The organism is Megamonas funiformis, assembly GCF_010669225.1.
In the GTDB taxonomy this organism is placed as follows: domain Bacteria; phylum Bacillota; class Negativicutes; order Selenomonadales; family Selenomonadaceae; genus Megamonas; species Megamonas funiformis.
The window spans coordinates 1,968,752-1,989,587 of the sequence record NZ_CP048627.1 but is presented as its reverse complement, the minus strand read 5'-3'; the positions used below and the strand labels follow the sequence as shown (position 1 = coordinate 1,989,587).

The following is a 20,836-nucleotide window of genomic DNA, read 5'->3' as shown; positions in this document are numbered from 1 at the left end:
AATTTATCGAAAGACTAAAAAGGAATATATAAAATTATAAAATAATGATAATATATATATATAACATAATCAAGATAATATATGTTTTATAATTTATCAGAGATGCGTTTTTATTTTTATATTGATGATAAAAATATATTTTAATGAAGGAATGGTGCAAAATGAATTTAAAAGCAGAAAAATTTAAAGCTTATATAGCAGAAAATAATATTACAAATTTCAAAGTAGAAGAAAGTATAAATAATAATGAAGAAGAAAATGCACGAGTTACTTTTCATACATATGTAAAAGTATTTGGTCAAAAATTGCCTGCTGTAATTGTAATGGATGAAAGTATTTATGTTATTTTACGCGTGCAGGTAATACCAGACATTGAATATATGAAAAATAAAGATGAATTCATTCGTTGTGTAAATGAGATGAATATAAATTATAAAGCAGTAAAATATTATCTAGGTGCAGATAATGCTTTATATTTAGATATGTATATTCCTAATAAAAATGATGATTTAGATGGTGAATTAGTAATGGATTTATTAAATGCAATTACAGTTCATTTAGAAAAGGAATATCCAAATTGGATGAAATTATTATGGAATTGATGATAAAACTCTAATTTGATACAGTAAAGATACAGTAAAAAAGCAAATAAAATAAAGTGAAAAGAAAGCCATTACTAAAGATATAGTGATGGCTTTCTTTTAGGAATGTTAATGTGTCATTAATAGGTAAGTAATCTTGACACTGTTTCTAAAAACCTTTACAATACTTCTATATGGTTACGTCAGCTATATGAATTTGTAAAGAATATTTAGAAAAATTTAAAGTAAAGGGGGGTGGAGATTATCGTTGAATTATTATTAGCGATAATACTTGCACTAGTTGTAGGCTTAGGTGCGGGCTATTGGATGAGAAAACGCAGTGCAGAATCACAAATTGGCTCTGCTGAAGCTGAAGCAAGAAGAATTGTTACAGAAGCCGAAAAACAGATTGAAACTAAGAAAAAAGAAGCAACTCTTGAAGCAAAAGAAGAAATACATAGAATGCGTCAAGAGTTAGACCGCGATACAAAAGACCGTAGAAATGAACTTTCCCGTCAAGAACGTCGTTTGGTACAAAAAGAAGAAAATTTAGATAGAAAAATTGATTCTTTAGAGAAAAAAGAAGAAGTTTTAAATCGTAAAGAAGCTGAGATTGATAAATCTCAAGCAAAAATAGAAGCACTTCATGCAAAACAGTTAGAAGAATTAGAACGTATTTCTGGACTTACTACAGAAGATGCACGCAGTATGTTACTTGCAGATGCTGAAATCGAAATCAAACACGATAAAGCTGTAATGATTAAAGAATATGAACAGCAAGCAAAAGAAGAAGCAGAAAAACGTGCTAGAAATATCATTTCTTTGGCTATTCAAAGATGTGCTGCTGACCATGTAGCAGAAACTACTGTTTCTGTAGTAGCATTGCCAAATGATGAGATGAAAGGTCGCATCATTGGTCGTGAAGGTAGAAATATTCGTGCTTTAGAAACAATGACAGGCATTGATTTAATTATTGATGATACACCAGAAGCTGTAATTTTATCTGGTTTTGATCCTGTTCGTCGTGAAATAGCACGTATTGCTTTGGAAAAACTCATTACAGATGGGCGTATTCACCCAGCTCGCATTGAAGAGATGGTAGAAAAAGCTCGTAAAGAAGTAGACCAACGCATTAAAGAAGCAGGAGAACAAGCTTGCTTTGAAACTGGTGTACATGGATTACATCCAGAAATTGTAAAATTATTAGGTAGATTAAAATATCGTACAAGTTATGGTCAAAATGTATTAAATCACTCTGTAGAAGTATCTCATTTAGCAGGTGTAATGGCTGCTGAATTAGGTGTTGATGTAAATCTTGCTAAACGTGGTGGTTTATTACATGATATAGGTAAAGCTATTGACCATGAAGTTGAAGGTCCACATGTTACTATCGGTGCAGATTTAGCGAAAAAATATCGTGAATCTGCTGATGTTGTAAATGCTATAGCTGCTCATCATGGTGATGAAGAAGCAAAAACTGTGGAAGCTGTACTCGTTGCAGCAGCTGATGCTGTATCAGCCGCACGTCCAGGTGCTAGACGTGAAAGTTTAGAATCTTATTTGAAACGTTTAAAACGTCTTGAAGAAATAGCAGAATCCTTTGAAGGTGTTGACCGTTCATTTGCTATTCAAGCAGGTCGAGAAATTCGCATTATGGTTAAACCAGAAAAAATGGATGATATCTCAACTGTTGCTTTGGCTCATGATATCACTAAGAAAATTGAAGCTGAACTTGAATATCCAGGACAGATAAAAGTAACTGTAATTAGAGAAACTCGTGTAGTTGATTATGCAAAATAAAGATAATAATTTCTTTTGACATAAAGTAAAAGCAAGAAAGTAGTTATTAATATTGATAACTACTTTTTTTGCATTAAATCTCTTTTTGGATAAATTGAATAAATAGATATAAAATGAGTTTGTGATTAATATTATTTGATTTTGCAGTGAGGTTACAATAATGCAAATTACTAAAACTAAAGATGAGAAAAAACCTAATATGGATTGTGTTAATTTATTGACATCAGTATTAATTTATTATCCAGAGATTAGCAAGATATCTATAGAACCAGATGAAAAAATATATATAAATTATATTATCCAAAAGATATTGACTGATGAAGAAATAGAAAAAACACGAACTTTATTAGAAGAATGTTTAAAGTCCTATCATTATTTAGAAAAAACGCAAGTGGAATGTGATGAAGTAAAAATAAATATAGAAGAAAAAGCTACTTTTATAACGATAAAAAGAGATATGAAAACTTTTTCTCATGGAGAACTTCGTTTAATAAATACGTTAATTAATGAAGAATTTGGCGAATTACTCATCATGGATACTGATAAAATTCCTATGATAGATAGTACAATGTTAGCGCAAATGGATTTAATAGATACGATGTTTGCAAGTTTGAAAATTAATCCAGTAGTAGAAAAAATGATAGGTATTCGCGAAGCTGGTAGAGTCATTGTATTTAATAAATAATTATAGATTTTGTGAAGAATAAAATAAGAGGAGAATTTATTTTGAAATTTTTAATTGTTGGTGATGTATGTGGTAGACCAGGTAGAGAAGCATTTAGAAAATATGTTCCAGAATTGAAAAAAGAACATAATATAGATGTAGTTGTAGTTAACGGCGAAAATATTGCAGGTGGTAGAGGTATCAGTCGCAAAACTTTAGATGAAATTTATCGAGCTGGAGCAGATATAGTAACTTCAGGTAATCATATTTGGGATCAAAAAGAAATTGTATCTTTTATAGATGATGAACCATTTTTGATAAGACCTGCCAATTATCCAGAAGGCGCACCTGGCAAAGGATATTGTATCTATCCATTTAAAGCTAAAAATATTGGTGTAATCAATGTATCTGGTAGAACATTTATGCCACCAATGGACTGTCCATTCCAAAAGGTCGACGAAATTTTAAAAGAAATTAAAAATCAATGCGATATTATATTAGTAGATATACATGCAGAAGCTACATCAGAAAAAATAGCTATGGGATTTTATCTTGATGGTAAAGTAACTTGTGTCGTTGGAACTCATACTCATGTGCAGACAGCTGATAATAGAATTTTACCTAAAGGAACAGCTTATATCAGTGATTTAGGTATGGTAGGTCCTTATAATTCAAGCCTTGGTATAAATGTAAATAATGCAATAGATAAATTCATCACATGTAGACCAGTGCGTTTTGAAATGGCAGAAGGTCCAAATATTTTTTCTGCTGTTGTTTTAGAATTAGCAGAAGATAATAGCGTAAAATCCTTTGAAAGAATACTATTTAACGAAGAATAAAGAATATACAAGTATACAGTTATAAAAAAAGAATTTTGGAACTTGTTTGGCGAACTTATATAATAATTCCTAATCGTTAAGGGGTGTACATTATGGAAGTATTAAGAGTATCAACAAAATCCAATCCAAATTCTGTAGCAGGAGCTTTAGCAGGAGTATTAAGAGAAAAAGGAACAGCAGAATTACAAGCAGTAGGTGCAGGAGCATTAAATCAAGCAGTAAAAGCAGTAGCTATAGCACGTGGCTTTGTGGCACCTAGTGGCATTGATTTAGTTTGTGTACCAGCTTTTGCTGATATAGAAATCGATGGCGAAGAAAGAACTGCAATAAAATTGATCATTGAATCAAGATAAGGTCGTATGAGTACATAGACTAAATTATTCATATTCGCTAATTACTTTTTAGGTTAAGTTGAATTTTAAGACAGGGTATGTCTAAGGTTTAGTAATTTATTTATTGAGCTTTAGACATACTTTGCGTTTAAGGATAATAACCATTATAATTATATATAATATGAAATAATAACTGTATTTTTAAAATATATTGTTGATAAAAAACGAAAAATTCTAAAAATATGTTAATTAAGTAGCTTAATATTGATAAAAAGGAGCATAAGATATGGATGTTATTGCGTTAGTAGGACCAAGTGGAACAGGAAAATCCCATAGAGCATTAATGGTAGCAAGACAAAATAAAGCTGATGCCATTATAGATGATGGGATTTTGATAAAAGACAATAAAATCATAGCAGGTCATTCTGCTAAAAGAGAAGCAAGTAAAATCATGGCGATAAGACGAGCTGTTTTTGTAGTGCCTGGACATGCCGAAGAAGTGAGAAATGCTATAGAAAAAGAACAGCCAAATAGAATTTTGATTTTAGGCACTTCTGAAAATATGGTGCATCGCATTGACAAAGCTTTGAATTTGCCACCAATTAGTAAAATTATCAATATAGCAGATATTGCTACAAAAGCAGAAATGGCAAAAGCTCAATTTTATCGCAATCGTGAAGGTAAACATATCATTCCTGTACCAACTATTGAGTTAAAACCACATTTTTCAGGTTATTTGATAGACCCAATACAATCATTTTTTAAAAAATCAAGTACAAAACGCCGTCGTTTAGGTGAAAAATCCATAGTACGACCAATTTTTAGTTATTATGGAAGACTTATCATAGATGATGCTGCAATTTTATCCATTATTAAGCATATTGCTAAGGATAAAGATTTTGATTTTAAAGCTTCACATATACATGTTGACCATGTTTGGGAAAAAGGTGAAGATAAAGGTATAAAAGTTTCTTTTGAAGTAGTTTTAAATTATGGAAGTCATATTCCAACAATGATACAAGGCATACAAAAAAAGATAAAAGAAGTCGTAGAATATATGACAGGTATGTTTGTGCATGATGTGGATATTGTAGTCAAAGGATTGAAATTTAAATAAAATATTGTATCGATACAATATTGACTTTTTTCGTATTTTAATTGACTTTTAACTAATAGATATCTATAATTTTAAATAAATTTTTTATTCTATTAGATAAAGGTGATAATATGGCATTAGAGAATTATAAAGCATTGACTATAGCAGGTTCTGATACTTCTGGTGGAGCTGGCATGGAAGCCGATTTAAAGACTTTTGAAGAGATGGGCGTTTATGGAATGGTGGCACTAACTGTAATTGTGGCACAAAATCCAAAAGATTGGGCTCATGATATCTTTCCTATAGATTTGCCTACTATTGAACGTCAGATTGCAACTGTTGGTGAAGGTATTGGCATTAATGCCATGAAAACAGGTATGTTAGGTTCAGCTGCTCTTGTAGAATTAGTAGCGAAATCCATAGATAAATATAATTTTAAAAATGTAGTAATCGACCCTGTAATGGTTTGTAAAGGTATCGACGCTATCATGGTACCAGAAGCAGCCGAAGCAATAAAATCTTTATTGGTAAAAAAAGCTGATGTAATAACACCAAATACAGTAGAATCTGCTTATCTTGCAGGTATGGAAAAAGTGGAAACTGTAGAAGACATTAAAGAAGCTTGTGTAAAAATCAATAAACTCGGTGCGAAAAATGTCATTATAAAATCTGGTAGTCGTGTAGATGGCGATTATATGGTAGATGTTTTATTTGATGGTAAAGAATTTACTATCCAGAAAAAAGCTAAGATGAAAAATATCTATAATAGTGGTGCTGGTTGCACTTTCTCCGCAGCAATAACAGCAGGACTTGCTAAAGGTTTAGATATCCATCAAGCTTTTGAAAATGCTCAAAATTTCATTGATAAAGCTGTAGCAAACTCATTTAAATTGAATGAATTTACAGGAGCATTAGCTCATTGGCAAACAAGATAAATAAGTAAAATAAAAAGTATCTTTTTCTGACTTATATTTCAGCTAGAAAAAGATACTTTTTTTATTTATATTTAATTGAAATTAGCGCGCAATAAAGCTATTTCTTGAGCATATCCATCATGGTCATTTGGTGTTTCTAAAATAAATGGCAAATGTTTCAATTGTGGGTGGTTTATAATTTTTATGATAGTATCAAGACCTATTTTACCTTGACCAATTTTTTCATGGCGGTCTTTATGAGTGTTTAAGTCATTTTTACTGTCATTTAAATGTATAGCTTTTAATTTATCAAGACCGATTATTTTATCAAAATCAGCTAGGACATTATTTAAATTATTTACAATATCATAACCGCCGTCCCAAATATGACAAGTATCAAGGCATACACCTATTTTATCTTGTAAATTGATACGCTCAATAATTGCTTGAAGTTCAGCAAAAGTTTTGCCAACTTCAGTGCCTTTTCCTGCCATAGTTTCTAATAAGACAGTAGTCTGCTGTTCAGGCCACATCACTTCATTTAAGCAATCACTGATAGCTTTGATGGCAAAATCTATGCCTTGCCCTAAATGATTTCCTGGGTGGAAATTATAATAATTATGAGGCAATTTTTCCATGCGAAGTAAATCATCAGCAATTGTTTGGCGAGCAAATTCGCGTACTTCTTCACGATTGGAACATGGATTTAATGTATAAGGTGCATGAGCTACTAATTTATGGAATTTATATTGTTTGGCTAAAGCTAAAAATTGTTGGACATCATTATCGTCTATATCTTTGGCTTTGCTACCACGAGGATTTCTAGTAAAAAAAGAAAATGTATTAGCATTTAAACTTAAAGCTTCTTTACCCATTTGCAAAAAACCTTTTGAAGAAGATAAATGGTTACCTATATATAAAATAAAAATCACTCCTATAATTTAAATTAATTAAAAATAAATATTAGTTAATATATATTATATCATAGCTAAAATGTTTTTTAAATTAACAGGATTTTTTTATTTATATAGTGAATTAATAAATTAGTAATTAAATAGAAAAAGAGGGATACAAATGGAAAAGGCAAAAACTTTATTAGAGATAGCGCGAATTATAAGCGGTAATGACGATGATGTATTAGCGGAAATAGAAGAGAGTATCGATAATATAGAAGCATATGCACAAGAGCATTTAGAAGAGTTTGAAGAGCGCAATATCAGTATAAAATATGATTCTGTAGAAGATTTGCAATGGCTAGTTACAGTGAATATTTTAGTCAGAAATAATTATGTAATGCAAATACAAGAAGATTGTAGTATTACTGATTTTGGTTGGAGCCTGAAGAGTTTGCGAACTTTTAAAGAATATAATCTAGCTTTGGATAGTAAGTTTGAAGAAGAAGATTATGAAATAGATAAATATGACTATAATGAAGATGATGAGTACGATTATTATAATGAAGAAATGGACTTTATTGATGATGAAAATATCATAAATTGGTGTAAATATCTTGATAGTAAATGGTTTGATGAAGATATTTGCATTGGTATGATAGATTTAAGTCCAGATATTTTCACTTTATTTTTAGCATCAGAAGAAAATCTTGAAGACTTAGAAGATTTGGCTGATAGTCTAGGAAAAGTAATATCTACAGTATATTAAAATGAATTTTAGGGCATAATAAAAGACACTAGATTATTTCTAGTGTCTTTATTTTTTAGTAGATTTAATTATTACTTCGTTCTGTTTGGCTTACTGCGATAGTTACAGCAGCATCACCTGTAATATTAAGACAAGTACGGATCATATCTAATACACGGTCAATACCAGCAACGAGTGCAAGACCTTCCATAGGAAGACCTACAGTCTGTAATACGAGTGCAAGCATGATAACACCAGCACCAGGAACACCAGCAGTACCTACAGAAGCAAGTGTACCAGTTAAGACGATCATAAGCATTTGACCTGCTGTTAAATCGATACCGTAAACATTAGCGATAAAGATAGCACAAACACCTTGATAAATAGCTGTTCCGTCCATATTGATAGTTGCACCTAAAGGAAGTACGAAGCTAGCAATGGATTTATTAGCACCAAGATTTTCTGTACAGTTTTTCATATTTACAGGAAGTGCAGCAGCGGAGCTACAAGTTGTGAAACCTAAGAGCATTGTTTCTGTCATACCTTTAAAGAATTTCAAAGGACTCATTTTGCCAAGTGTAGAAACGATGGAAGAGTATACAACAAGTGCATGAATGATACAACCGATATAAACAGTAACGATAACGGATAAAAGTGGTAATAAAACTTTGGGACCATTAGCAGCAACTACTGGTACTAAAAGAGCAAATACACCATAAGGTGCAAGGTTCATAATCATGGAGATTAATTTATAACTTACTTCTGCTAAAGAATCAAAGAATGTGAGAAGTGGCTGACCTTTTTTGCCTACAGCAGTGATACCAATACCAATAGCTAATGCAAACACAATGAGAGGAAGCATATCAGCTTTTGCCATAGTCATGATAGGATTAGATGGTATCATACCAACTAAAACGTCCATAAAACCAGGAGCTTCTTTAATATCAGGAGCTTTTTCAGCTACTAAATCCATACCTAAACCAGGTTGTAAAACAGAAGCTAAACCAAGGGCAATGATAAGAGCAACAGCAGTTGTTACTAAATATAACAAAATAACTTTGATACCAATGCGACCAAGTTTTTTTGTATCACCTAGACTAGCAACACCACAAACTAAAGATGCTAATACTACAGGTACAATAATCATTTTGATTAGATTGATGAACATTGTACCAAATGGCGCAAGATAAGCTTTGAGCCATGGTAAATTTTCTTCGCCAAGGATAAGACCAACAATTACGGATAAGATTAAAGAGATGAAAATTTTTACAGATAAGTTCATATCCAAAACTCCTTTATGTAAAATTTATTTTCTAAGAAATATGAATGATAAATAAAAAAGGCTCTTAGAAAAAATACTTGTATATTATATAAAATATTTTTTTGCTTTACAATATTTTTAGCTAATGAATAAAAAATACATTAAAGTACAAAATAAAAAGACAAGCCAAATGACTTGTCTTTTTAGAAGAGATTTTTTATTTTAAATTATCAATAGCAGATTGTTCAATAGCAAGACCGTTGCGATATCTAGTCATGAATGTTTCAAAACCTTCGATACCTTCTTTTGTTGGAGCAATAGTTTCGGCAACGCTATTTTTGAATACTTTAGTGCTTAAATATTCATCAAGAGATAAGTTTCCTTTATTATTCATATAATCAGCTAAGAGTGCAATACCCCATGCACCGCCTTCGCCTGCTGTTTCCATAACTGTTACAGGAGCGCCGATAGCATTAGCCATGATTGTTTGACCTACGCCTTTAGTTTTAAATAAGCCACCATGACCTAAAATTTGTTCGATAGTAACATTTTCTTCTTTTGTTAAAATATCTAAACCAGTTTTCATAGCGCCAAGAGCTGTAGAAAGATGTACGCGAATGAAGTTTGCTAAATTGAATTTGCTGTCGGATTTACGAACAAATAATGGACGACCTTCAGTAAAGCCTGTGATATGTTCACCAGAATGATAGCAATAAGCAAGTAAGCCACCGCAGTCAGCATCGCCTTCTAAAGCTTTATTATATAATGTGGAGAATAATTCGTTAGCATCTACTTTTACACCAAAGCTAGTGAGGCATTCATGGAAGAGGCTAATCCAGCTATTTAAATCTGTTGTACAGTTATTGGAATGAGCCATAGCTACTAAATCACCAGCAGGAGTAGTAACCATATCAAGTTCTTCATAAACTTTGGATAAATCACGTTCAAGAACAATCATAGCGAATACAGAAGTACCAGCAGATACATTACCTGTACGTTTTGTAACTGTATTTGTAGCTACCATACCAGTACCAGCATCACCTTCTGGTGGGCACATAGGAGTACCAGCTTGGAGTGTTCCTGTTGGGTCGAGAAGTTTTGCACCTTCAGCAGTTAAATAACCTGCATTTTCACCAGCAACTAAAACTTTTGGTAGAATTTCACGGATAGACCATGGATAATTTTTATCAGCGATATGTGCATCGAAATCAGCAAGCATTTTTTCATTGTAATCTTTAGTGTTGATATCGATTGGGAACATACCAGAAGCATCACCGATACCGAGTACTTTTTCACCAGATAATTTCCAATGAACAAAACCAGCCAATGTAGTGAAGAATTTGATTTTATCTACATGTTCTTCATTGTTTAAAATTGCTTGATAAAGATGAGCAATGCTAAATCTTTGAGGAACATTGTAATTGAATAATTTAATTAATTTCTGAGAAGCTTGACCTGTGATATTGTTTCTCCAAGTGCGGAATGGTACAAGTAAAGTATCTTTTTCGTCAAAAGCAAGATAACCATGCATCATTGCACTGAAACCAAGACCAGCTAATTTAGTGATAGTAACGCCATATTTTGCTTTTACTTCTTCAACTAAATTTTTGTAGCAACCTTGAAGACCAGCCCAGATTTCTTCTTCGCTATAAGTCCAAATGCCATCAATAAGGCTATTTTCCCAGTCATAAGCACCAACAGCAATTGGTTCATGGTCAGTATTAATTAATACTGCTTTAATACGAGTGGAACCGAATTCAATACCAAGAGTAGTTAAACCCTGTTCAATATTAGATTTAATCATTTCATTTGTTTGCATATTATAGAACCTCCGCACATATATTAATATTTATTAAGATTTTTGTAAAGTTGTATGATAAATATTTGATTTATCTATATTATATAGTATATTATAAATTATTTCAATTTTTTTAATAATTTATAACGACTTTCATAACAAAATCTATTATATATCAATATTCTAAGAAATAAAAGGGATTTTGTTGAATTTTAATAAATAATTTTTTTACTCAAAGAAGATTTTCACTATATGTACATGTTTATTTTATCTTATAAGTTGTATGATAATATATTATTTTGATAGTTTTAGAAGAAAATTAGTATTATAAATTATTATGATAAAATATTTGTAAAAAATAATAATTATTTGTTAGCTTTTGTGATGAAGTCACTGAACTATGATTGAAAATCATTTATAATAAAACCATCAAGTGAGATAACTTATAGAATTATTCAGTTTGGAGGCAAAAATAATGTTAGTACATGCAGATGCAAATGCTTTTAATAAATTATTAGAAAATAAAGGGACTTTTGTAGTAGATTTCTTCGCTACATGGTGTGGCCCTTGTAAAATGTTGGGTGCTGTACTTGAAAAAGTAGCTCCAGAATATGATTTTGATATTTTAAAAATAGATATTGATGAAAATGTAAAACTTGCTGAAGAATATGAAGTAATGGTAGTACCTACTTTATTATTCGTAAAAGATGGCGAAATTATTCATCGTGAATCTGGCTTCTTCTCTAAAGATAAATTTAAATCTTTAATAGATGCTTATTTAAAATAAAAACCTCAAAATACCAAAACCCCTTTTTATAATCCTGTACAAGATAAAAGCTGTAGTTTTTAAACTACAGCTTTTGTTTTTTATTTATGTCTTAGTTTTTGTAATTCAAGTCCTTCTTTTCCTGTTATTTCTTCAATGCTTAATTCTAAAATGCAAGTGCGTTTGATGTAGGTTTTTATTTCTTCTAGTCCTTCTGTAAAATAATCAGCAGAAAATTTACGGATAAATTCTTCTAGGATTATTTGTTTATCATTTTCAGTTGTGATTTCTTTAATAGTGCCAAAAACTATGACACTAGAATAAGCGGTAGTGAATTTTTCCGGAATGACAGTATCTTGATTTATGATGCAAAAAGAAGCTTTATTGTTTTGATGGATAATATCTAATTTGCGACCTATATTGGCACAGTGAAAATAGATTTTGTCATTGAGATATACATAGTTTAAAGGAACGGTATAAGGAAAAGATTTTTTATCGCAAAGTGCTAAAATACCATGAGTTTTTTGTTTTAGAATAGCTATATTTTCTGATGAAGGTAAAGCTTGTTTAAATCTACGCATAACAAATCTCCTTTAAGATAATAAATTAATATACATTAGTGCCATCAAAATGAGGTACAAATTTAGTCGTAGCTGTTTTGCCTTGTTGGATATAGCAATTTTTAAAGCCTAAATCAAGTGCATAATCTACAACTTTATCGTATTCAAAAGTCGTCAATTTGCGTTTTAATTTAGGGTGAGTAAGTGCTTTATACATAGGTGTATATTGGTTCATAAGGCTAAGATAAACATCATCATGATATTTTTCCCAGATATATTTTACGATTTCCATACTTTCTTTATAATACCATGGCAAGATTAAATGGCGAATGATGACGCCTTTTTGCATGATATTATCTTTAAATTGTGGTTTACCTACAAGTGCAAACATTTTATCAATAGCTTCTTTGACTACTTGAGGATAATCGGGAGCATGGGAAAATTCTTTGGCTGTATCTGGTGAGTAGTATTTAAAATCGGGTAAAAATACATCAATATAGTCTTTGAGCATTTCTAAGATTTCAACTCGTTCATAGCCACTTGTATTATAGACTACAGGAATAGATAGACCTTGTTTTTTGGCTAATTTTAGAGCTTCAATTATTTGTAAAACGTAATGAGTAGGTGTTACTAATTCTAAACAGTGGGCATTACGAGCTTGTTGTTCTAAAAAAATTTGAGCTAAACGCTCAATAGTTACAGGAAATCCTTTACCTTCAGTGCTAATTTCGTGATTTTGGCAGAAGATACATCTCATATTACAATGAGAGAAAAAAACCGTGCCTGCTCCATTTGTTCCGGATAGGCACGGTTCTTCCCATTGATGTAAGGATACGAGAGCAATTTCCACTTTATCACTAGCATGACAGACACCATAATTTTTAGTGCGGTCAACATGGCATAAACGAGGGCAAAGTGTACAATTTTGCATATCCATAAAAAACACCTTTTACTTAATGATTTGCTAATTTAAAAATAGCATAGACGTCTTGATAATTTAATGGTGAAAAATTACCGATGGTTTTTGTATTATTATCTGTACACATTGAAGTGAGATAAGTCAATTCTTCATCAGTTAATGTTTTTCCTACTAATTGGCTGATATTTATAGGTAAGTTTAGACTAGTGAAGAAGTCTTCAAAATGTTTGATAGTTTCAAGGGCAATAGTTTCATCAGTTTTATTTAATGTATCAATATTAAATAAGATTTTTCCTAGATGACAAAAACGCTGAATATCTTTTTGATAGATATATCTAGCCCATGATGACCAAATAGCAGTCAATGAGGCTCCATGAGTAGCGTTATATTTAGCACTTAATTCATGACCAAATTTATGTACACTAAAATCTTTAGTGCGACCAAGACCTGTTATATCATTGTGGGACAAAGAACCAGCATACATAATTTCACTATGAGCAATATAATTTGTAGGCTCATTTATCATGATTGGAGCTTGCGCGATGACATCTTTTAATAGACCTTCAGCTATATAATCTGTGAGATAATTATTTTGTTCTTTGGCAAAATAACGTTCTAATGTATGCATTAAAATATCGGCAATACCACAGGCTTTTTGATAATTTGGGGCACTGTAAGTTAATTGAGGGTTCATAATAGCAAAACATGGACGATTAAATGGCGTACTAAGACCACGTTTTTGACCTGTTTGTTCGTTAGTTAAAACAGCAGAATCACTTGTTTCACTACCGGCAGCAGCTAAAGTAACAATGCTACCCATAGGAGTAGTATTAGTCAAGGTTATTTTTTTTGTCCAGATATCCCAAATATCATTTTGTGGATATTTCAGACCATGTGCAATGGCTTTAGCTGTATCGATGACAGAACCGCCACCGATAGCTAAGACAAAATCAATATTAGCTTGATATGCTTTTTTTACAGCATCATTTACAAAGCAAACAATAGGATTTGGCTGAACGCCACCTAAGGTCATATAAGATAAATTATCATTGGATAATTGTTGACAAATTTTATCAAGTAGTCCAGAACGTTTTACTGAGCCACCGCCATATACTATTAATACATTATGACCATTGTATTTTTTGATTAATGAAGCAGTGGATAATTCACTATCTTTGCCAAAAATAATTTCTGTAGGACAGTAAAATTTAAATTTTTCCATAATAAAACCTCAACAAAATTAATTTTGAAGAATATCAGAAACAACTATATCAGATAATGAAGAAACGATTTTATCAGCACGAGATAAATCTTGTGGGCCAGAATTTGGATTATCATATGCGATACAATAAGCTCCAGCATCCTTAGCCGCCATAATACCAGCAGTAGCATCTTCAATTACTACGCAATCAGCTGGCGCAAAGCCTAAAGCTTTAGCTGTTAACTGATAAATTGCAGGGTTTGGCTTGCTAGCAGGAAGTTCTGCACCACTTAAAATATATTCAAAACAATCCATTAAGCCGAATTTTATTAAAACAGCATTGATAACTTTTCTATCAGCAGAAGAAGCTAAAGCTACAGGAATACCTTCGCTGTGTAATTGATAAAGTAAATCTAAAACGCCATCAATAGGATAGATGGAATTACTTTCTTGAATATATTCTAAATAAATGCGATGTTTATAATCGACCATTTCTTGAATAGAAACGGGAGTTGTAGCAAATTTGGCAAAATCTGTAAAAAATGCTTTGGCAGAACGACCAACATAGGCTACACAATCTTCCATACTACAAGGGATACCAAAATGTGTTAAAGTGCGTATTTTCATATCAGCATGAATGGATTCACTATCGATTATGACTCCGTCCATATCAAAAATAACTGCTTTCAATTAGGTGCTCCTCCATTTTATATATTAATATTGTAAGTAATTTTACACTTACAATAACTTAGCATATCATTCAAAATCTAAAACTGCAAGGATATTTAAATATATTTATGATTATTCATGGTTAAATTTATCGATTATGAAATTTTGAAAACGATGGGCAGCAAGGGAAAGAGGTTTATTAGCATACCATGCAAGACCGATATCACGAGTGCATTTTGGATTATCTACAGAAATGAATTTTATATCGAGATGTTCCATTCCAGGAATTTTAGGCACGAGTGAAACACCTAAATTAGCTGCTACTAAACTAGCTACAGTAACAATTTCATCACCTTCAAAACGTATTTTAGGGCGAATAGAAGCTACTTCAAAGATATGTTCAGTTTTAGTGCGTAAACCATACATTGGTTTTAAAGTAATAAATGGTTCACTAGCAACTTCTGTGATATTTATAGAACTGCGATGAGCAAGTGGGTGAGTTGAAGGAACGATGATAAATAATTCTTCTGTCAATAATGGAACCCAAGCGATGCCTTCAGAATTTATCGGAGAACTGCAAAGGCATAAATCGGACTCTCCTTTGAATAATTGTTTTGATAATAAGAAAGAATGATTTTGACTAAGGCGAAATTGTATTTTAGGATAGATTTTACGAAACTCTTTTAATAATTCTGGCACAAGATATACACCTAAAGAGTGCATAAAAGATAAATTTACAACTCCGCTATCTGGTTCAGCCATATTAGTTATATCTTGGCGGGCAGTTTCTAATTCTTGCAAGATACGTTCAGCATAAGTTAAAAAGGTTTGACCATATTGAGTTAAATTTACTTTACGGCTATCTCTGATGAAAAGAGGTATATTTAAATCTTTTTCTAAGCGACTGATTGAACGACTAAGTGCTGGCTGAGATACATTCAGAGATTTTGCTGCTTTAGTAAAGTTTTTTATATGGGCTAGAGCAACAAAATATTCTAGTTGATTTAATTCCATAAAAAAGCCTCCAAATCCAAACTAATGGTAGTATTTCTAATGTGAATACTTTATATTTGATTATATTATAAGCTAGATTTGATATTTTGTATAATTATATGAAGCAAATATTGACAATAAATTTAAAATATTTTATCATAAAAGAAAATTAATGCTGATATAGCTCAGTTGGTAGAGCAATGTATTCGTAATACATGGGTCGCAGGTTCAAATCCTGTTATCAGCTCCATTTTGACAGATAATATAATTAAAACTATAACAAAAAGCTACTTTATAATAATTATTATGATGAGTAGCTTTTTTTATTTAAATACTTGCAGTTGAATTTTTTCTGTGGTATTATGTGGTTCGTAACAAACAATAGTGAACAGTATCAATATATATTAATAATTTGAACTGTATCTTAGTTGTTTAATTTTAAATAAAATAATTTAATAAGGTAAAATTTAAAAAGAAAAAAGACGCTTGGATCACTATGACCGAGACGAACTTGCAGAATTTTAAATACAAAATATAGTTGATGGATTTTTTTGTTATGAAATCAAATCAATTATATTTAATCAATAGGGAAAGTGCATTTCGTGTCGAGATGTACTTTTTTTGTGCTTTTATGTAAGTTCATTATAGTCTCTTTTTGTTTGTTATAAGAACATTAAAGGAGAAGAAAAAAATGATTTTATGTCAAGATGTGGCTAAATTACGTGAATTAGTCGCTAATTTTAAGAAGGAAAACAAATCTATTGGTTTGGTACCAACTATGGGAGCATTGCATGAAGGTCATGCTTCACTTATTAATGCTTCAGCAAAAGAAAATGATATTACAATCGTCAGTGTGTTTGTAAATCCTACTCAGTTTGGGCCAAATGAAGATTATGAAGCCTATCCTCGTACTTTGGAAAATGACTGCATAGTGGCACAAAATGCAGGAGCAGATGTAGTATTTGCACCAAAAAATAAAGATTTATATCCTAATGAAGATATGACATGGGTAGAAGTTACAGGTGATATCACAAAAGTTTTATGTGGTAGAACAAGACCTATTCATTTCCGTGGAGTTACTACAGTAGTTAGTAAATTATTCAATTTATCTCGAGCAGATAGAGCATATTTTGGCTTAAAAGATGCTCAGCAAACAGAAGTTTTACGCCGTATGGTTGATGATTTATTTTTCAATGTAGAACTTCGCATTATGCCTATCGTTCGTGAAGCTGATGGACTTGCTAAAAGTTCAAGAAATACTTATTTATCTCCAGAAGAAAGAAAATCTGCGTTGATTTTATCTAAGAGTTTAAATTTAGCAAAAGAAGCATTTACTAATGGTCAAAGAGATGTGGAAGCTATATTAAATTTAGTAAAAGATACTATACAGACTGAAAAAACAAGTCAAATTGATTATGTAGAAATGTATAAATTGCCAGGATTAAAACCAGTAGAAAATAAAATTGAAGGCAGAGTATTATTAGCTTTAGCTGTAAAATTTGGTACAACTCGTTTAATAGATAATGTCATTTTGGAGGATAAATAATAATGTTATATAATATGTTTCATGGAAAAATTCATCGTGCTACAGTAACTCAAGCAAATTTAGAATATATGGGAAGCATCACTATTGATGAGGAATTATTAGAGCTTGCAGGTATTTTACCAGGAGAAAGAGTACAAGTAGTAAATAATAACAATGGTGCTAGATTAGAAACTTATACAATTGCAGGTAAACGTGGTAGCGGTGTAATTTGTTTAAATGGAGCAGCAGCACGTAAAGCACAAGTTGGTGATACAGTTATTATTATTGCTTATGCTATGATGACAAAAGAAGAAGCTCAAAATTTAGTACCTGATGTAGTCATGGTTGATGAACATAATCGACCAGTAAGAGTACGCGGTACAGAGCTTGAAGGCGAAATTGGTTAATATATAATATTATTTTAAATAGAAAATAGAATTTTATAAAATAAGTAAAAATAGGTTGAGCATGGATTTATGAAAATAAAGTCTAAAGTGCTTAACCTATTTTTTTTTAGTTTATTGCTATATAATAAAATTTAGCAATTTATGATGGAGATGATTTTGGTGAAATTAATAACTTTAGCAGGGCCACCATCTGTGGGCAAAACTTCTGTAATTTTGCGATTAATAGAAGTGTTACATAAAGAAAAACAAAAAGCAGGCGTTATTAAATTCGATTGCTTGACGACTTTTGATAAAGAACCATATGAAAAAGCGAATATACCGATACAGATTGGTTTATCAGGAAAATTTTGTCCAGACCATTTTTTTATCAGCAATATTGAAGAAGCTGTAGCTTGGGGAAAAAGTCAAAATTTAGATTATTTGATTACCGAAAGTGCAGGTCTTTGCAATCGCTGTTCACCATATATTCAAGATGTATTGGCCATTGGTGTAATAGATTGCTTATCAGGGATTAATACACCAAGAAAAATTGGGCCAATGGTGAAATTTGCAGATGTAATAGTCATCACTAAAGGAGATATTATTTCTCAAGCTGAACGCGAAGTATTTATGTATAATGTCTATCAAGCAAATCCTAAGGCACAAGTTATTTTTATCAATGGCATAACTGGTCAAGGTGCATTTATGTTGAAAAAATATATAAATAAAATTGAAGATATAGATACATTAGAAGGAAAAAAATTGCGTTTTACTTCACCAGCGGCTGTATGTTCATATTGTACAGATGAAATGCGCATTGGTGAAAAATATCAATTAGGTATGACTAAGAAAATGGAATTTAATTGATTAGGTGGAAATTATGGATTTTAAAGAATTTGTAGAAACTCATACAATTGGAGAAATAAAAAAAGCATATCCTCAAATCAAAGATTATTTGGATAATACAGGTCTATGGAATTTGCCAGATAATTTGACTTTTGCTAAGGCTTTTGAAGATATAGATGAGGAAGATTTATGGCAAGTTGGTATTCGTGATGGCAATATTGCTGATGAACTAAAAAAATATCTTTCAGCTATGCAGAATTTAGAAAATAAAGATGAAGTAAAAGTACATAAATTAACCATCAATGGTGGCAAAAATAAATTGGGCGAAGCTGAAAACATCCAAGTAGAGATTTTTTCAGGGCAAGTAATAAGTATTGTAGGGCCAACAGGTTCGGGAAAAAGTAGATTACTTGCAGATATCGAATGTTTAGCACAAGAAGATACACCGACAAAACGACAGATTTTAATTGATGATAGAATTTTAGATGATGAAGCTAGATTTAATTTAGAAGGAAAATTAGTAGCTCAATTATCACAAAATATGAATTTTATCATGGATATTACTGTAGAAGATTTTTTAACTATGCATGCTAAAGTTCGTTTAGGCAAAGAAATCGAAAATGAAAAGGCTATAATTACAAAATGTTTTTCTATGGCAAATGAATTAGCTGGGGAAAAATTTACTTTAGATACAAAAGTAACTCAATTATCAGGTGGTCAATCGAGAGCTTTGATGATAGCAGATGTGGCATGTATAAGTAGTTCACCGATTGTATTGATTGATGAAATTGAGAATGCAGGGATAGATAGACAAAAAGCTATAAAATGCTTAGCAAAAAGTGAAAAAATCGTCATTATGTCTACGCATGATCCATTATTGGCTTTAAATGCTGATAAACGCATTGTGATAAAAAATGGCGGAATTAGTAAAATTATAGAGACAACAGCAAAAGAAAAAGCTTGTATTGAAAAAATTCGCCAATTAGATGAAACTTTATTAAATATTAGAAGCAGATTGCGTTTAGGTGATTTGATAGAAAATATAAATTAATAATTGAAATATATAATAAGTATAATGAAAATAAAAGAGGTTAGTATTTTGAGATTTTTATTGAGTTCTATTGTTATTTGTTTGGGGATTATTTTTAGTAATATATTAAATGTAGAGGCTAGAATACCTTATACATATTTAAATATAGGAGGACTTACTCCTGATCAACAGATAGATTCTTGTTTTTATGTATATGGTAGACCAACAGCAAATTTGGCAGTGCGAAATTGCAATGGTTTTAATATAAATGAAGTAACTTATAATGGTGAATTGATGGTTTATTATATAAATGGCGGATATAATGAAAATGGCAGAATTAGAGCGATAATCTGCAATGAAGATAATATCACTACTAATTTGGGGATAAGAGTGGGCATGAACAAAAATGATGTATTATATGCTTATGGTGATCCTGATAGAAATTATAGAGAAACACAAGGGACTACTTGGTGCTATTTAGCCGACAGTGAAGATCATCCGAATATGCCACTATATTTTTTCTTTGATAATAGAGATGTTATTAAGACTATTGTTGTTGGTGATATAGGATATTATTATTGATAATTTTAGTGAGATTGATTAGTTAATTTAGCTAATCAATCTTATTTTTTGAGGTGAATTTATTGTTTACAAAGGAAAATATTATAATTGCTTTTTGGGAAATATATCGAGAAAAAAGTATTAATAAAATTATAATAAAAGAATTAATGGATAAAGCAGGATATCATAGAAGTGTATTTTATACATATTTTAAAGATATATACGATTTATTAGAGCAAGAACAAGAAGATTTTTTTATACAAAATATATTAAATTGTTTTTTCTTAAATCAAGAAGATAAATATACTTTAAAATATATATAAATTTTTTCGATTAGATAAAAATGATTTAAAAGCGGAATTGGCTGTCGAGTTTTTTATAAATGGACATCTTAATGCTTTATTATATATGTATAAATATAAAGATAGATTATCTATAGAAGATTATTTGGAGA

General features: G+C 31.0%; 23 protein-coding genes and 1 tRNA gene. 16 read left to right on the top strand and 8 right to left on the bottom strand.

The annotated features are described in order from the left end of the window. The first annotated feature begins 161 nt into the window (after window positions 1–161). The 7 genes from GXM21_RS10050 (at window position 162) to thiD (ending at window position 6,247) form a co-directional block, all read left to right on the top strand. Window positions 162–602 (top strand): hypothetical protein, encoded by a 441-nt coding sequence (locus GXM21_RS10050; RefSeq protein WP_008539887.1) that lies wholly within the window; start codon window positions 162–164, stop codon window positions 600–602. Window positions 603–908: 306 nt separating this feature from the next. Further along, window positions 909–2,381, top strand: a complete 1,473-nt coding sequence (gene rny, locus GXM21_RS10045; protein WP_227411321.1) for a ribonuclease Y — start codon at window positions 909–911, stop codon at window positions 2,379–2,381. A 160-nt stretch (window positions 2,382–2,541) separates the two neighbouring features. Continuing rightward, the gene (locus GXM21_RS10040) at window positions 2,542–3,066 is read left to right on the top strand and encodes a hypothetical protein (RefSeq protein ID WP_008539889.1); all 525 of its coding nucleotides are present in this window, start codon (window positions 2,542–2,544) and stop codon (window positions 3,064–3,066) included. A 41-nt stretch (window positions 3,067–3,107) separates the two neighbouring features. Then, window positions 3,108–3,884 carry a TIGR00282 family metallophosphoesterase gene (locus tag GXM21_RS10035; RefSeq protein ID WP_008539891.1) on the top strand — a complete coding sequence of 259 codons (777 nt, stop codon included), beginning with the start codon at window positions 3,108–3,110 and terminating at the stop codon, window positions 3,882–3,884. A 92-nt stretch (window positions 3,885–3,976) separates the two neighbouring features. Continuing rightward, window positions 3,977–4,237, top strand: a complete 261-nt coding sequence (locus tag GXM21_RS10030; RefSeq protein WP_008539893.1) for a stage V sporulation protein S — start codon at window positions 3,977–3,979, stop codon at window positions 4,235–4,237. Window positions 4,238–4,502: 265 nt separating this feature from the next. Further along, entirely contained in the window at window positions 4,503–5,333 is an 831-nt protein-coding gene (locus GXM21_RS10025) for an Asp23/Gls24 family envelope stress response protein (protein WP_008539895.1), read from the top strand. Window positions 5,334–5,443: 110 nt separating this feature from the next. Then, window positions 5,444–6,247: a bifunctional hydroxymethylpyrimidine kinase/phosphomethylpyrimidine kinase gene (gene thiD, locus GXM21_RS10020; RefSeq protein ID WP_008539897.1), complete on the top strand. Its 804-nt coding sequence runs from the start codon at window positions 5,444–5,446 to the stop codon at window positions 6,245–6,247. 71 nt (window positions 6,248–6,318) lie between these two features. Here thiD and GXM21_RS10015 read toward each other — a convergent pair whose 3' ends face one another. Next, window positions 6,319–7,101 (bottom strand): deoxyribonuclease IV, encoded by a 783-nt coding sequence (locus GXM21_RS10015; protein ID WP_008539899.1) that lies wholly within the window; start codon window positions 7,099–7,101, stop codon window positions 6,319–6,321. Between the two features lie 199 nt (window positions 7,102–7,300). Between GXM21_RS10015 and GXM21_RS10010 the strand changes: the two genes are divergently transcribed. Beyond that, window positions 7,301–7,888, top strand: a complete 588-nt coding sequence (locus GXM21_RS10010) for a DUF6630 family protein (RefSeq protein ID WP_008539901.1) — start codon at window positions 7,301–7,303, stop codon at window positions 7,886–7,888. Window positions 7,889–7,952: 64 nt separating this feature from the next. Here GXM21_RS10010 and GXM21_RS10005 read toward each other — a convergent pair whose 3' ends face one another. Together GXM21_RS10005 and GXM21_RS10000 are read right to left on the bottom strand one after the other, a co-directional pair. Then, window positions 7,953–9,149, bottom strand: a complete 1,197-nt coding sequence (locus tag GXM21_RS10005) for a dicarboxylate/amino acid:cation symporter (RefSeq protein WP_008539902.1) — start codon at window positions 9,147–9,149, stop codon at window positions 7,953–7,955. A gap of 196 nt (window positions 9,150–9,345) precedes the next feature. Continuing rightward, window positions 9,346–10,947 carry a xylulokinase gene (locus GXM21_RS10000; protein ID WP_008539904.1) on the bottom strand — a complete coding sequence of 534 codons (1,602 nt, stop codon included), beginning with the start codon at window positions 10,945–10,947 and terminating at the stop codon, window positions 9,346–9,348. Window positions 10,948–11,401: 454 nt separating this feature from the next. On the opposite strand from GXM21_RS10000, the gene trxA reads away from it, so the two are divergent. Then, the gene (trxA, locus tag GXM21_RS09995; protein ID WP_008539906.1) at window positions 11,402–11,713 is read left to right on the top strand and encodes a thioredoxin; all 312 of its coding nucleotides are present in this window, start codon (window positions 11,402–11,404) and stop codon (window positions 11,711–11,713) included. Window positions 11,714–11,793: 80 nt separating this feature from the next. Here the strand turns inward: trxA and GXM21_RS09990 are convergent, their stop codons facing one another. From GXM21_RS09990 to GXM21_RS09970, 5 genes are all read right to left on the bottom strand, one after another. After that, window positions 11,794–12,273, bottom strand: a complete 480-nt coding sequence (locus GXM21_RS09990; protein WP_008539909.1) for a pyridoxamine 5'-phosphate oxidase family protein — start codon at window positions 12,271–12,273, stop codon at window positions 11,794–11,796. A gap of 25 nt (window positions 12,274–12,298) precedes the next feature. Continuing rightward, the gene (locus GXM21_RS09985; RefSeq protein WP_008539910.1) at window positions 12,299–13,189 is read right to left on the bottom strand and encodes a radical SAM protein; all 891 of its coding nucleotides are present in this window, start codon (window positions 13,187–13,189) and stop codon (window positions 12,299–12,301) included. Between the two features lie 16 nt (window positions 13,190–13,205). Further along, window positions 13,206–14,393, bottom strand: coding sequence for an iron-containing alcohol dehydrogenase (locus GXM21_RS09980; protein WP_008539911.1), 1,188 nt, complete (start codon window positions 14,391–14,393; stop codon window positions 13,206–13,208). Window positions 14,394–14,411: 18 nt separating this feature from the next. Continuing rightward, on the bottom strand, window positions 14,412–15,062 hold the full coding sequence (locus tag GXM21_RS09975) for an HAD family hydrolase (protein ID WP_008539912.1): 651 nt from the start codon (window positions 15,060–15,062) through the stop codon (window positions 14,412–14,414). Window positions 15,063–15,173: 111 nt separating this feature from the next. Continuing rightward, window positions 15,174–16,055: a LysR family transcriptional regulator gene (locus GXM21_RS09970; RefSeq protein WP_008539918.1), complete on the bottom strand. Its 882-nt coding sequence runs from the start codon at window positions 16,053–16,055 to the stop codon at window positions 15,174–15,176. Window positions 16,056–16,208: 153 nt separating this feature from the next. Between GXM21_RS09970 and GXM21_RS09965 the strand changes: the two genes are divergently transcribed. The 7 genes from GXM21_RS09965 (at window position 16,209) to GXM21_RS09935 (ending at window position 20,705) form a co-directional block, all read left to right on the top strand. Further along, window positions 16,209–16,284: transfer RNA gene (locus GXM21_RS09965), tRNA-Thr, on the top strand. Window positions 16,285–16,725: 441 nt separating this feature from the next. Continuing rightward, the gene (gene panC / locus GXM21_RS09960; protein ID WP_008539921.1) at window positions 16,726–17,580 is read left to right on the top strand and encodes a pantoate--beta-alanine ligase; all 855 of its coding nucleotides are present in this window, start codon (window positions 16,726–16,728) and stop codon (window positions 17,578–17,580) included. A gap of 2 nt (window positions 17,581–17,582) precedes the next feature. Then, on the top strand, window positions 17,583–17,966 hold the full coding sequence (panD, locus tag GXM21_RS09955) for an aspartate 1-decarboxylase (RefSeq protein ID WP_008539924.1): 384 nt from the start codon (window positions 17,583–17,585) through the stop codon (window positions 17,964–17,966). Window positions 17,967–18,125: 159 nt separating this feature from the next. Further along, window positions 18,126–18,812, top strand: a complete 687-nt coding sequence (locus tag GXM21_RS09950; protein ID WP_008539925.1) for a GTP-binding protein — start codon at window positions 18,126–18,128, stop codon at window positions 18,810–18,812. Between the two features lie 13 nt (window positions 18,813–18,825). Continuing rightward, window positions 18,826–19,842: an ATP-binding cassette domain-containing protein gene (locus tag GXM21_RS09945; protein ID WP_008539927.1), complete on the top strand. Its 1,017-nt coding sequence runs from the start codon at window positions 18,826–18,828 to the stop codon at window positions 19,840–19,842. 48 nt (window positions 19,843–19,890) lie between these two features. Continuing rightward, window positions 19,891–20,403 (top strand): hypothetical protein, encoded by a 513-nt coding sequence (locus GXM21_RS09940; RefSeq protein WP_008539928.1) that lies wholly within the window; start codon window positions 19,891–19,893, stop codon window positions 20,401–20,403. A gap of 62 nt (window positions 20,404–20,465) precedes the next feature. Continuing rightward, on the top strand, window positions 20,466–20,705 hold the full coding sequence (locus tag GXM21_RS09935; protein WP_008539929.1) for a TetR/AcrR family transcriptional regulator: 240 nt from the start codon (window positions 20,466–20,468) through the stop codon (window positions 20,703–20,705). Window positions 20,706–20,836 lie beyond the last annotated feature (131 nt).